Genomic DNA, 13,770 nt, shown 5'->3' on the forward strand with positions numbered 1-13,770 from the left:
TCGGCGGTAAAGTTTTAGTAACAGGCGTTGACGTGTGTATGAACATAATGCTTAAAGGTGCCGCATAGACGGCAGAGGACCTTGTATCGGTTACGGCTGACAAATAAACGGCTGGAGAGGTGTAGTTGTGTTTAAAGATTTATTCCAAAAGAAGCGTAAATACGCGACCATCCCTTCGGAACGGGCGCTGAGCGGCGATCAAGCGGACATGCCGGATCGTCCCAAACGGGAAATTCCCGAAGGTCTTATGACCAAATGTGGCAAGTGTGGAAGTATTCAATACAGCAAAGAACTAGAGAAAAATTTGAAAGTGTGTCCGGTGTGCGGATACCATATGCGTTTGAATGCTATGGATCGCATTCGCATGGTGCTCGACGAAGACACGTTTACGGAATATGATGCCGATATGATTTCGGTTGACCCGCTGGACTTTCCGGGATATGCGAGCAAGCTGGAGCAACAGACCCTGAAATCTGGCTTGCGAGAGGCTGTCGTTACGGGCGACGGCCTTATTTATGGACATCCTGTTGTCGTTGCTGTGATGAGCTTTGACTTTTTTACTGGCAGTATGGGTTCGGTCGTAGGAGAGAAAATTACCCGCGCCATTGAGCAAGCAATAGACAAGCGTTTGCCGCTAATTATTTTCTCAACTTCCGGCGGGGCACGTATGCAGGAAAGTATTTTAAGCTTGATGCAGATGGCCAAAACAAGTGCTGCTCTTGCTCGTCTGGATGAGCAGGGCTTGCTGTATATTTCTGTTATCACCGACCCGACTACAGGTGGAGTGTCCGCCAGCTTTGCTACGCTTGGAGATATTAATATCGCGGAGCCAGGAGCTGTATTCGGCTTTGCAGGGCGTATTGTAATTGAACAGACAATCAGACAGAAGTTGCCGGATGATTTTCAAACATCCGAATTTAATTTGCAGCATGGACAATTGGATATGGTTGTACACCGCAAGGAACTGCGTGATACCCTCGGGCAACTGCTTGATCTGCACAGTGTGAAAGGGGTGGAATAGATGGCTGGTGAATTGCCTTATGAAAAGCCCCTGGTCGAGATGCGACAGAAGATCGAAGAACTCAAGCAATTCGGACAGGATAAGCAAATTGATTTTACAGATGAAATCAACCGTCTCGAGGAACGTTATCTCGAGATGGAAGAAGAAATATATTCGAACATTACAGCACCACAAAAAATGCATTTGGCCCGTCATCATCAAAGACCAACGTCTCTTGATCTGATTGAGCAGGTGTTTACGGACTTTATTGAATTGCACGGCGACCGCTTGTTTGGAGACGATCTGGCGGTTGTGGGCGGAATTGCCAAGCTAAATGGTATTCCGGTGACCGTCATTGGTCAACAGCGTGGTAAGGATACGAAAGATAACATTGCACGTTTCTTTGGTAGTGCTCATCCGGAAGGATTTCGTAAAGGCTTGCGTCTTATGCAGCAGGCTGATAAATTCAAACGCCCTATTATTACATTTATTGATACGAAGGGCGCTTATCCGGGTAATACAGCAGAGGAGAGAGGTCAATCGGAAGCGATTGCCCGCAACTTGCGGGAGATGGCAAAGCTTTCGGTGCCTGTTATTTGTGTGGTCATCGGCGAGGGTGGAAGCGGCGGTGCGCTTGCGTTTGCAGTCGGTAACCGTGTGCTGATGCTGGAACATGCCATTTATTCGGCCATTTCTCCAAACGGTGCAGCTTCGATTCTATGGAAAGATGCTTCCAAGGCCGATCAGGCAGCTGAAGCCATGAAGATTACGGCTAATGACCTCCTGCGCATGGAAATTATCGAGGATATTGTGCCGGAGCCGAAAGGGGGCGCGCATCGTAACTATGAAGTGACTGCTGCCGCAATCAAGGAGCTATTGGAACGTCATTTGGCAGACCTTACGAATATGAGCTGCGATGAATTGAGGGAAGATCGGTATCAAAAATTCCGAAAAATAGGTCAATACACCTTCTTAAAACCTTCGGAATCTGAGCCTATGTTGTAATACGCTGTAAACGGGTAACAATAAATATGACGAACTTCCTATACAAATAGGAAAAAGTGTAGTAGATTTAATTGTTGGAAAAAGATATAAAGAGTAGCACCTTTGAAAACGGAGGAAAAACCCAAATGCGCAAAACTAAGATTGTATGTACCATCGGTCCTTCCAGTGAGTCATTGGAAAATGTGAAGAAACTGATTTTGGCTGGTATGAACGTAGCCCGCCTAAATTTCTCTCACGGTGATTTCGAGGAGCATGGCAACCGGATTAAAAACATCCGTCAAGCTTGTAAGGAGCTTAACAAAAACGTTGCTATTTTGCTCGATACGAAGGGGCCGGAAATCCGGACAGGAAAGCTCGAAGTTGAACCTATTGAGCTTGTTCAGGACGAGTTCATTACGCTGACAACGGAAGAAATTCTCGGTACGCAAGATCGTATTTCCATTACGTACAAAGATCTTCCCTCGGACGTGGAGCCCGGCTCCACCATTCTGATCGACGATGGTCTGATCGGACTCACCGTTATTGAAGTATCAGGCACTGAAATCAAATGCCGCATTGTTAATGGCGGAACGATCAAAAGCAAGAAGGGCGTTAACGTTCCAGGCGTTGCTATTTCTTTGCCTGGTATTACCGAAAAAGATGCTAATGATATCATTTTCGGTATTGAGCAGGACATTGATTTCATCGCGGCTTCTTTTGTTCGTAAAGCAAGTGACGTTCTGGAAATCCGTGAATTGCTGGCGAAACACAACGCAAGTCATATCCAAATCATTTCCAAAATAGAAAATCAGCAAGGTGTTGACAACCTGGATGAAATTTTGGAAGCTTCGGATGGTCTGATGGTTGCCCGTGGTGACCTCGGTGTGGAAATTCCTGCTGAAGAAGTGCCTCTGGCGCAAAAATTGATGATTAACAAATGTAATGTAGCTGGCAAGCCTGTTATTACGGCAACACAGATGCTGGATTCCATGCAACGTAACCCGCGTCCGACTCGTGCGGAAGCAAGTGACGTGGCGAATGCTATTTTTGACGGAACAGACGCAATTATGCTGTCCGGCGAAACAGCAGCGGGTAAATATCCGGTAGAATCCGTATTGACGATGTCACGTATTGCAGAAAAAGCTGAGTCCTCTCTGAACTACCGTGATTTGTTCAAGAAACAAAGAACGGCTCAAGAAATTAGTATTACAGAAGCAATCAGTCAATCTGTTTCTATTTCTGCACTTGACCTGCATGCCAAAGCGATCCTGACGTCCACACAAAGCGGAACAACGGCGCGTATGATTTCTAAATACCGTCCTGAAGCTCCGATTGTTGCTGTGACAACACAGGAAAGAACAGTTCGCCGTTTGGCTCTGATCTGGGGCGTACATGCAGTACAAGGCAGACCAGTCGTTGACACAACAGATAGTCTGTTTGACAACGCACTGGAAGGCGGTCGCAAATCTGGCCTCGTTAAAGAGGGCGATTTGGTTGTAATTACTGCGGGCGTACCTCTTGGTGATTCCGGTTCTACGAACCTGATCAAAATTAGCTGCGTTCCAGCACAAGCGTAATTAAAGTCTCATGACATAATACCGAGGCTGTATGTATCGTTATAACAAGCAAAAGAGCATTCAAGTCAATAAGACTTGGATGCTCTTTTTTTATGTTCTCTAGCTTTTCATTTCCAGTCCTTCTCGTCGTATGAAATCAAGAAATGCCTGTTGCATCAAGTTCATGTGTGTATCTTGTTGATACACGATGTTTATTTGATAATGGCTCCTTTGGTTATCAGCCTCGGGATAAGGGAGCCATTCCACCGAGGGAGCAGCATTTTCATTATTATCCACTCCGCTTGCAGGAAAGAAGGCAAGCGCTTCTCCGCCGCTTACGACTTGCTTTACCGCTTCCCAAGAGTTGATCTCCAGATGAGGCTTAACTAGCGAGGAATACTGATCTACAACTGATGAACCGCTATATTTTACCCATGTGTGCTTGTCCAGCATATCGGGTCCATCGACCTCCCCTAATTTGTATGCAGATGCAGAACGGATAACTCCTACTTGATCAGAAGCCACTGGCTCTGCCACCGTATACTCTGGAAGAGAATCTCTATCGTCGAGAAAAGCAAAATCAATTTCCCCTTGTTTCAGTAGCTGCTTAATTGCATCCGGGGATTGAATCTCCAACTGAATACGACAATCTGGATACCGCTCAGCAAACTTAGCCATCAAAGTGGGGAGGAGATACGTACCTGATATCGACTCTGCACTCAGATGTAATTGACCCTGTGATTCTTCTGTCAGTTCATCTACAGCTTGTCTAGCTTCTTGCTCCAGAGAGATGATCTGCTTTGCGTAAGGTAATAATTTTTTTCCAGCCTCCGTTAGCATAATTCTGCCTTGTTGAAGAGAGAATAGAGAAACACCCATTTCCTTTTCCAAGCTTTTCATATGAAAGCTGACGGTAGGTTGTTTGACTTGCAAAGCTTCGGCCACATCCGTCGCCTTATGGAATTTGTCGATCAGCATTAAGATACGCAATTTTAGAATATTCATGGAATCCAACAGCTCTCCTTATGTGCCATTCATATGTGAATTTCAAACTATAGATTAATTATATACCGAAAAATAATTTATCTATCAATATTTTATATTTGTTTTACAAAACCACGTCGTTCGTCTAACATTCCAGGCCTACAATGTAAAAGTGTTGATGGTCATAAATAAAAAACCGTCACTTAACTAAGGGGAGGACAATAAAAAATGTTGAAAAAATGGCCGTTCATTCTGATGACTCTCACCATGGTATTTGCACTTGCAGCTTGCGGATCAGGTAACAATGCTGCACCACAAGGAGAAGCTGCTACAGGAACAGACAATAAAGCAGCTGCTGAACTGACAGGAAACATTCTGGCTGTTGGCTCCACTGCACTTCAACCATTGGTAGAGCAAGCGGGACAAAAATTTATGGCTGTCGATAAATATAAAGGCATTGCAGTTCAAGTACAGGGCGGCGGTAGCGGTACTGGCTTGACTCAGGTTTCCGGCGGACAAGCGGATATCGGTAACTCCGACGTGTTTGCAAAAGAAAAACTGGAGAGCGGCGCAGAGGAGCTGGTCGATCACCAAGTAGCTGTTGTAGCCATGTCAGCGGTAGCGAATCCTAAAGTAGGCGTTACAGACCTGAAAAAAGATCAATTGGTACAAATCTTTACAGGTAAAATCACGAACTGGAAAGAAGTTGGCGGTGCGGATCAAAAAATCGTTATTGTAAACCGTCCAAGCAGCTCTGGTACTCGTGCAACATTTGAAAAATACGCATTGGGACAAAAAACAGAAGATCTGCCGGGCTCCATTCAAGAAGATTCCTCCGGTACTGTGAAAAAGCTGATTGCTGAAACACCGGGTGCGATTGGTTATCTGGCTCTGTCCTACATCGACAACACAGTAACTGCTCTGAAATACGATGGTGTTGAAGCTAACGTTGAAAATGTAGAACAAGGTAAATATCCAGTGTGGGCTTACGAGCATATGTACACTAAAGGTGAGCCAAAAGAGCATGTGAAAGCATTCCTGGACTACATTCTGTCAGATGAAATCCAAAAAACGGATGTCGTAGACTTGGGATACATTCCAGTAGCAGGTATGCAAGTGAAACGTGATGCTGACGGTAATATCACGAAATAAGGAGAGTCACACCTCCTGTTCGATGAACGCAGCTAACGCGAGTATATTCACGAAGAAGAGGCGGACTAGCGTCCGGCCTCTATTCTTCGGTTAAAGGAGTTACAGTATGGAACCAATTGAAGGGAAGGCATACATGGAACAGAATAAACGATCCCGAGTTATGAAAGAAAGACATTACTGGGAAGAATGGACCGGCCGAATATATACGTCGGTTTGTGTCGTTTTTTTAGTTGCAGTCATTGTCTCCATCGTATATTTTGTTGCCTCCAAAGGTGTAGCTACATTTGCGGTGAATGGAGTCAGTCTGCGAGAGTTTTTCTTTGGAACCAAATGGAGCCCGGATGGCGAACCTAAGTCCTTCGGCGCGCTTCCGTTTATTACGGGTTCTTTTGCAGTAACCATACTGGCGGCTTTAATTGCCAGTCCACTCAGCTTATGTGCGGCTTTATTTATGACGGAAATCGTGCCGAAATCGGGTAAACGTATCCTTCAACCTGCGATTGAATTATTATCCGGTATTCCGTCTGTTGTATATGGCTTTGTCGGCTTGACCGTGATCGTCCCGCTGCTGCGGAACGTGTTTGGAGGACAAGGCATCGGCATTCTGGCAGGCTGCCTAGTGTTGTCAGTCATGATTTTGCCGACGATAACGAGTATTATGGCAGATGCGTTGTCTTCCTTGCCGGGGGGGCTGCGTGAATCCTCTTATGCTTTGGGTGCTACTCGCTGGCAGACAATTGCCCGTGTTATTATTCCGACGCTGTTGCCTGCTCTTTTAACAGGAATTATTCTCGGTATGGCTCGTGCCTTCGGAGAAGCGTTGGCTGTACAGATGGTAATCGGGAATGCTCCGCATATACCGCATTCCTTGCTGGAATCTGCTTCGACCTTGACCAGCGTCATTACACTAAGCATGGGTAATACAGCGATGGGCTCCGTTCATAACAATGCTCTCTGGAGCATGGCGCTTGTTCTTCTGCTCATGACATTCATTTTCGTGCTGCTGGTAAGGCTGCTTGAAAGGAGAAACCGGGTTTGATGAAAGCTAAAACGACCGACAAGATCGCTACATTTGTAATCTGTTTCTTCGCCTTGTTCATTGTTGCACTTTTGGTTGGATTACTGGGCTTCATTTTGGCCCGCGGAGTCAGTCATATTTCTTTTGACTTTTTAACCAGTGCTCCCCAAACATTACGTGCAGGCGGTGGTATTGGCCCACAACTATTTAATTCCGTATTTTTGTTAATCTTAACTTTGATTATCACCATTCCGATTGGCTGGGGCGCAGGTATTTACATGGCGCAATATGCAAAGCCGGGGAAAATTACGGACTTTATACGACTTGTCGTCGAAGTATTGTCCTCTTTCCCGTCTATCGTCATCGGATTGTTTGGACTACTACTTATCGTAAATACGTTTGATTTTGGCTTTTCCCTCTTATCAGGAGCCTTGGCTTTGGCCGTATTTAACCTACCGCTGATGGTTCGCACAACGGAGCAGGCTTTCCGAGCTGTGCCGAAGGAGCAAAAGGAAGCTGGACTTGCGCTTGGATTGTCCAAGTGGAAAATCATCACCTCCATTTTGTTGCCAGCTGCGCTGCCAAGCTTGATTACGGGTACCATTTTGGCCGCAGGCCGTATTTTCGGGGAAGCCGCAGCATTGCTGTTTACAGCAGGGATGAGTACGCCGCCGCTTGATTTTACTGATTGGAATCCATTGCATGCCAGATCGCCTATTAACCCGATGCGACCTGCTGAGACATTGGCTGTCCATATTTGGAAGGTCAACAGTGAGGGGATTGCTCCCGACTCCAAAGATATCGCTGCAGGCGCTTCTGCCGTACTGGTGCTGCTTGTGCTTACATTCAACTTGAGTGCAAGATGGTTCGGAAGAGTTGTATACCGCCGTCTGACAGCTGCCAAACGTATGGATTAGAAAGGGGATGGAGAACAATGGAACATGTGATTACGCGAACGGTAAAAACCGCCGCACCAGCAACATCCGTTCAGTATACGCGTTCGGAACAGCTTGCGGGGCAACCGCCGCATCCGTTCAGTACTGAGGATTTGAGTATTTATTATGGCAGCTTTGAGGCTGTGAAAAAAGTGAATCTGGCCTTTCCGGAACAGACAGTGACTGCCCTGATCGGGCCTTCCGGCTGCGGTAAATCGACCTTTTTGCGCTCCCTTAATCGGATGAATGATGAGATTGCGTCTTCCTCTACAACGGGACATATCTGGATGGATGGACAGGATTTGACGGCACCGGAAACGGACGTGATCAAGCTGCGTCAGCAAATTGGCATGGTGTGGCAACGTCCCAATCCTTTTTACAAATCCATTTACAATAATATCGCCTTCGGTCCTAAATACCGTGGGGTGCGCAAGAAGAAACAGCTTGATGAAATCGTCGAAAGTAGCCTGCGTAAAGCAGCATTATGGGACGAGGTCAAGGATCGCCTTCACGACTCCGCTCTGGCGCTGTCTGGCGGGCAACAGCAGCGGCTTTGCATTGCACGTGCACTATCCGTTCAGCCGAAAATTCTATTGCTTGACGAGCCAGCTTCCGCGCTGGACCCTGTGTCTACAGGCAAGGTAGAAGAGCTCATCACCGAATTAAAAAAAGAACTGCGCATCGTTATTGTGACGCACAATATGCAGCAGGCTGCACGGATTTCCGATTATACTGCTTATTTTTATATTGGAAGTCTGGTTGAACATGGGAAAACGAACGATATTTTCACGAATCCTGAAAATGAGCTTACTCAGGAGTACATCATGGGTCGATTTGGTTAAGCGATGTTGCTCATCGACCTACTATATATGAGCTGCACGTAAAATCCTCTTACTAATCCAGCATTAGTAAGAGGATTTTTATTGTGTTCAACGTTTTGTAACTTTTTTAATCTATTAGTAAATTAAAATATATTGATCGTTTGGGTATATTTTCATATAATACAACTAACTATTTATCATGCATAAATAGTGGTTTAGTTCCCCTCGCTATCAAAAAGAATCTTCAGCAAGAGTAAATAGGGTTAAACTGAACACAATTACCCAAATCAAAATAAGGGAGAGGTTCAAATGAAAAAGAAGATGTGTCCAACCGTAAAGATGATAGCGCTTTCAAGTTTGGCGATTACAGTAACGTCAGGACTCCTAAGTCCCTCATGGGCTGCGGCACAGGAGATGGTGTCGACTACATATGATTCAGGACGTGAATCGGCGACTGCTTCTTATGAACTTACCACAGATTCAGCTGTGGGACGGGACGTTTATGGTGGTGATGTAAATTCAGGTGTTTTGGATCGTGAGCCATTATTTGGGCTGTCGGCTGTGGCGAAGCCAACCGCTGTTGTGAATACAGACAGCCTCTTGAACAAAATGCGCGACTTTAGCAAGTTTTCTACGGGGGATATATCCAAGGATACGACGCTTGCCTTAAATATTGTATCCTGGCAATTGCCGCATGGCGGATTCTTCAAAGCTATGGAAAAGAATTATAAATCCAAATGGGATGGCAAAGCTGCACGCTCCACATGGAAAAGCAAGGATGGTGTTGAACTCGGAACGTTTGATAACGAGGCCACGACAACCGAGATTCGTTTTTTAGCGGATGTATACAAAAAAACCAAAAATAAAGATATTAAGAACAGTGTACAAAAAGCAGTCGACTTCGTACTAACCTCTCAATATTCCTCAGGTGGCTGGCCTCAGGTATACCCTAAACGTGGTAATTATTCCGATGCTGTAACTTATAATGATGATGCGATGGTAAGAGTTATGGTTTTGGCTGACGATATTGTGAACAAGAAGCAGCCGTTTGATAGCGATATTCTGGATAACTCTTACCGCTCCAGACTTCAGCAAGCGCTAAACAAAGGTATCCAGTACACAATTAAATCTCAAATTGTAAATAATGGTACACCAACAATCTGGGGTGCACAGCACGATCCGGCTACTTATGCATCTGTTGAAGCCCGGGCATTTGAGTTACCTTCCAAAACAACTACAGAATCAGTAGGCATTACTGCTTTTCTCATGTCCCAGCCGCAAACTGCTGAAGTGAAAAAAGCGGCTCAGAGTGCTTTGAAATGGTTTGACGCGAACCGAATCGACGGTATCAAATACAATCGTCAAGGTCCGGAGTTTTTCCAAAAGGATGCATCGAGCGTAATGTGGTATCGGTTCTATAATGTGGAAGACAATAAGTATTTCTTTTCAGACCGGGATGGCAAAAAGTATACCGACATCATGAAAATTAGTGAGGAAAGACGACTTGGTTACGCCTGGGCGGGAAGCCAGGCTAAGAGCTTGCTCAAGCTGGCTTCGGATAGCGGATATTATAAACTGTCCAAGCCGTTGCCACAATAATAAAGGCATTATTATATATGATTGGAGAGGGCGGACCGTTCGGTCTGCCCTCTTTTTGTTCCCGGGCTGTAAATATGGTTTAATGGAGAGAGGGCAAAATAGAGATAAAGATGCACAAAGATAGGAGAGCTTGTATGACTCAAGAGGAGAAACAAACGGAATTACGCTGGTATGGCGCACCGCTACGCGTCCGTTATCAGGAAAGCGACCAGATGGGGGTCGTATATCATGCGAATTATTTGAACTGGTTTGAGATCGGGCGCACCGAAATGATCCGACAGGCGGGTTTTAACTATCGGAGTATGGAGGAACGAGGAGTCTTGCTGCCAGTTATTGAAATCAATGCGAAATATGCGAGTCCTGCTCGATATGATGATTTAATTACCATTTATACCGCAATTACGGACTTCTCCAGATTACGTCTAAACTATATCTATGAGGTTCGACGGGTAACGGAAGATGAGCATCAAAGGTATCTGGGAAAGGTATGGACCCAGGCAGACACGCTGCCGGGAGAGCTGCTTGTCACAGGGATGACACGGCACGTATGGTTGAACACCGAATGGAAGCCCGTTCGACTGGATCAGGCGCTACCTGAGCTGTACACTGCATTAAGGTTTGCTTTTACAGGCGGGGAGGGACAGAAGTCATGATGATGCGTAAACGTCTGTGGCTGTTGCTGCTGCTCATTCCTTTGGCGGAGCTGTACGGGTTTATATGGGTAAGTCACTGGATTGGAGCGGGCAAAACGATTTTACTCATCATTCTGACGACCCTAATCGGGGCTGCCATGATGCAATTTGAAGGTCGTAAGGTGATTGCCGATGCGAAAAATGAAATGAACCGGGGACAAATGCCTGGCCGTAAAATGCTGGATGGATTATGTGTTTTTTTCGGTGGGAGTTTGCTGCTTATCCCTGGATTTTTAACAGATATTATTGGTTTTACGTTGGTGTTCCCTTTAACACGAGCGTTGTACCGACGCTTTTTATTGAAGTGGTTGGAGAAAAAAATGAAGAACGGCAGTATTACGTTTCGGCGGTTTTGACGTGAGCTGCCGTTTTCCTATCCGTGATCTAGCGGACTCTTCCAGCGAGAATATAGTTGCGCAAGTCCTGAATGACATTCGCGCGATTCAGTGCATCAATGACAATGAGTGATACAGGTCCGATAATTAGTCCTAAAACGCCAAACAGCTTGAGCCCGATGAACATACCGATGAGGGTGGGAAGCGGGTTCAAGCCCACGCTGCTGGCCAGCACCTTAGGCTCCACGATCTGTCGTCCAATCAACAGGATAATATAAAGGATCGACAATCCTACCCCTAGTGCCAAATTACCAGACATATACGCATACAGTATCCACGGAATCATCACAATGCCAACCCCCAAATAAGGTAGCAAGTCCACCAACCCGATCATCAAACCGATGGTAAAGGCGGATTCCACACGCAATATGAACAGCCCAACAATGACCGTTAATGCCGTAATGGAGATGATAATGAACTGTGCACGCAAATAGCCGTACAGTGCTTTACGCAAATCGTGCCATATATCCGACAATGGCTTGCGAATCGTATCAGGAATCGTGTTTGAGAGCATCCGACTATGTCGGTCCCAATCCTTACTAATAAAAAAGGCTGCTAATACGATAACCATTAGAACTGCTCCCATATTAGGCAGAGAGGTCAGCAAGTTCAAAACTCCATTAAAAAATTGAGCGACTAGCGTAGTGACAGCCGAACTGACAGTTTGAGTTGTCTTATCAATGTTACTGTTAATGGTATGTTGGTAATCCGGATTATCCCGGATGAAATGGTTAATTTCAATAATTATGTTTTGAATCAAATCACTTTGTGTCCAATCGATAAACAGACTTTTAAAACGCTCAATATGTCCGTCAAAAGTCATGGCCAACTTTATAACTTCTCGGACCATGCGGGTGATTGCCGCAGATAGGATAATTGCAATTCCACCTAAATATACAAATAATGAGACCGTGACAGCCGTCCAACGTGGCATACGGGCTTTGCTACGCAGAAAACCAACCAGTGGATTCATGGCATAAGCCACAAGCCAGGCGAATAGGAAAGGATAGACGAGAGGGAAAAGCACATATATGCCCAGTAACAGAGCTACAATCACGATTGCCACCCATAGAGCACGAAATATGCGATTCAGGATTAACCGGCTCAAGCTTTCACGGCTCCTTTCTTTTACGATAGTTTTTCATAAAATAAATGCTCTACTATACATATGCGGGAAAGGGGGAAGACAAGACCTGTGTAAAAAAGTGCAAATGAATCAATATTTTTTGTAAGGGGTTTCAAAAATTTATTTATGGAAGCGATAAAACATTTGAATGTGTTGGAATAGCCCTCAATGTTCACATAAACGACAAAATCCAGTATAGTGAAAGAAGGTTTAAATATTGACATATGGCGTTAACATTACTCAGCTATTTAAAAGACATATCTTACTTTTGAAAATGTTTACATTGCAAGTCCGTTCACAATGTTTTTACAAAGGAGAGATGTAACGATGACAGCGACTAAAGGTCTGGAAGGGATCGTAGCGACCACTTCCTCCATAAGCTCTATCGTAGATGGCGTTCTCACGTACCGGGGTTATAACATTGATGATTTGGCTGTTAACGCCGATTTTGAAGAGGTAGCTTATTTGTTGTGGTTTGGAAAATTACCTGATAAAGAGCAATTGCAGGAGCTTCGCAACCAGTTAAGCGAATACGCTGCTATTCCGGATGAAATTGTTACTCAATTAAAGTTATATCCGAAAAATTTGAGCACGATGGCTGCCTTGAGGTCAGCCGTATCGTCTCTCGCTTTGTATGACCCAGAGGCGGATGATATGTCGAGAGAGTCTAATGTGACCAAAACCGTCAAGCTTCAGGCGCAATTGCCTACCATTGTGGCAGCTATAGCACGTATACGCGAGGGCTTGGAGCCGATTGCGCCTAAAAAAGGTATTTCCATCGCTGAAAACTTTTTGTATCAGCTGACTGGCAAGGATCCAGAGGAGACGGCTATTAAAGCGTTCAATCAGGCTCTCGTGTTGCACGCCGATCATGAATTAAATGCGTCTACCTTTGCTGCGCGTGTAACGGTAGCCACATTGTCGGATATTTATTCCGGAATCACGTCTGCTATTGGAGCTTTAAAAGGACCACTGCATGGTGGGGCCAATGAGGCTGTGGCCAAAACGCTGGAGGAGATTGGTGGCTTGGATCAGGTGGACTCCTATATTCAGGCGAAACTGGATAACCGCGAAAAAATTATGGGCTTTGGACACCGAGTCTATAAAAACGGTGATCCACGTGCCAAGCATTTGCACAAAATGTCCCGCGAGCTGGGGGAAATGAACGGCGACACAACGTTGTTTGATATGTCAGTTCGAATTGAAGGAATTGTAACAGGGCAAAAAGGCTTGAAGCCCAATGTGGATTTTTATTCTGCCTCTGTGTATACCCAGCTGGGTATTAAGAGAGACCTGTTTACACCTATTTTTGCTGTGAGTCGTGTATCCGGGTGGACCGCACACATTTTAGAGCAGTATGAAAATAACCGCCTGATTCGTCCTCGCGCCGAATATACAGGTCCAATGGATCAAAAATATGTATCACCAGAGTTGCGCTAACCCTTTGTTGAAGGAAGATTGAGGTTGTATACCCTGAATTTAAAAAATAAGGTACAATAGAGGGGACG

Annotated in this window: 13 protein-coding genes; 11 read left to right on the forward strand and 2 right to left on the reverse strand. The window is 45.2% G+C overall.

Features of this window, described 5'->3' with window-relative positions; genetic code table 11:
- The first annotated feature begins 127 nt into the window (after positions 1 to 127).
- The 3 genes from accD to pyk all read left to right on the forward strand — a co-directional run bounded on the left by accD (position 128) and on the right by pyk (position 3,561).
- Positions 128 to 1,021, forward strand: coding sequence for an acetyl-CoA carboxylase, carboxyltransferase subunit beta (gene accD / locus ACUYLD_RS03290; protein WP_013309586.1), 894 nt, complete (start codon positions 128 to 130; stop codon positions 1,019 to 1,021).
- Positions 1,022 to 2,005: an acetyl-CoA carboxylase carboxyltransferase subunit alpha gene (locus tag ACUYLD_RS03295; RefSeq protein ID WP_220027477.1), complete on the forward strand. Its 984-nt coding sequence runs from the start codon at positions 1,022 to 1,024 to the stop codon at positions 2,003 to 2,005.
- A 125-nt stretch (positions 2,006 to 2,130) separates the two neighbouring features.
- Positions 2,131 to 3,561, forward strand: coding sequence for a pyruvate kinase (gene pyk, locus ACUYLD_RS03300; RefSeq protein ID WP_023987907.1), 1,431 nt, complete (start codon positions 2,131 to 2,133; stop codon positions 3,559 to 3,561).
- A gap of 99 nt (positions 3,562 to 3,660) precedes the next feature.
- Here the strand turns inward: pyk and ACUYLD_RS03305 are convergent, their stop codons facing one another.
- Positions 3,661 to 4,545: a LysR family transcriptional regulator gene (locus tag ACUYLD_RS03305; RefSeq protein WP_254349372.1), complete on the reverse strand. Its 885-nt coding sequence runs from the start codon at positions 4,543 to 4,545 to the stop codon at positions 3,661 to 3,663.
- Between the two features lie 207 nt (positions 4,546 to 4,752).
- Here ACUYLD_RS03305 and ACUYLD_RS03310 point away from each other — a divergent pair, with 207 nt between their 5' ends.
- The 7 genes from ACUYLD_RS03310 to ACUYLD_RS03340 all read left to right on the forward strand — a co-directional run bounded on the left by ACUYLD_RS03310 (position 4,753) and on the right by ACUYLD_RS03340 (position 11,097).
- The gene (locus ACUYLD_RS03310) at positions 4,753 to 5,676 is read left to right on the forward strand and encodes a phosphate ABC transporter substrate-binding protein PstS family protein (protein WP_446674406.1); all 924 of its coding nucleotides are present in this window, start codon (positions 4,753 to 4,755) and stop codon (positions 5,674 to 5,676) included.
- 106 nt (positions 5,677 to 5,782) lie between these two features.
- A complete protein-coding gene (gene pstC / locus ACUYLD_RS03315; protein ID WP_013370343.1) occupies positions 5,783 to 6,715 on the forward strand; it encodes a phosphate ABC transporter permease subunit PstC in 933 nt (310 codons plus the stop codon).
- Positions 6,715 to 7,611, forward strand: coding sequence for a phosphate ABC transporter permease PstA (pstA, locus tag ACUYLD_RS03320; protein WP_061828684.1), 897 nt, complete (start codon positions 6,715 to 6,717; stop codon positions 7,609 to 7,611). The genes pstC and pstA overlap by 1 nt, the downstream gene beginning before the upstream one ends.
- A 17-nt stretch (positions 7,612 to 7,628) precedes the next feature.
- A complete protein-coding gene (gene pstB, locus ACUYLD_RS03325) occupies positions 7,629 to 8,471 on the forward strand; it encodes a phosphate ABC transporter ATP-binding protein PstB (protein WP_446674407.1) in 843 nt (280 codons plus the stop codon).
- Positions 8,472 to 8,759: 288 nt separating this feature from the next.
- Positions 8,760 to 10,049: a pectate lyase gene (gene pelA / locus ACUYLD_RS03330; protein WP_446674408.1), complete on the forward strand. Its 1,290-nt coding sequence runs from the start codon at positions 8,760 to 8,762 to the stop codon at positions 10,047 to 10,049.
- A 134-nt stretch (positions 10,050 to 10,183) separates the two neighbouring features.
- Entirely contained in the window at positions 10,184 to 10,702 is a 519-nt protein-coding gene (locus ACUYLD_RS03335; protein ID WP_103048099.1) for an acyl-CoA thioesterase, read from the forward strand.
- Positions 10,699 to 11,097: an FxsA family protein gene (locus tag ACUYLD_RS03340; RefSeq protein WP_013309596.1), complete on the forward strand. Its 399-nt coding sequence runs from the start codon at positions 10,699 to 10,701 to the stop codon at positions 11,095 to 11,097. The genes ACUYLD_RS03335 and ACUYLD_RS03340 overlap by 4 nt, the downstream gene beginning before the upstream one ends.
- 28 nt (positions 11,098 to 11,125) lie before the next feature.
- Here the strand turns inward: ACUYLD_RS03340 and ytvI are convergent, their stop codons facing one another.
- A complete protein-coding gene (ytvI, locus tag ACUYLD_RS03345) occupies positions 11,126 to 12,244 on the reverse strand; it encodes a sporulation integral membrane protein YtvI (protein WP_254349374.1) in 1,119 nt (372 codons plus the stop codon).
- A 345-nt stretch (positions 12,245 to 12,589) separates the two neighbouring features.
- On the opposite strand from ytvI, the gene citZ reads away from it, so the two are divergent.
- The gene (gene citZ / locus ACUYLD_RS03350; protein WP_028542893.1) at positions 12,590 to 13,702 is read left to right on the forward strand and encodes a citrate synthase; all 1,113 of its coding nucleotides are present in this window, start codon (positions 12,590 to 12,592) and stop codon (positions 13,700 to 13,702) included.
- Positions 13,703 to 13,770 lie beyond the last annotated feature (68 nt).

Source organism: Paenibacillus sp. SER-28 (assembly GCF_052906305.1).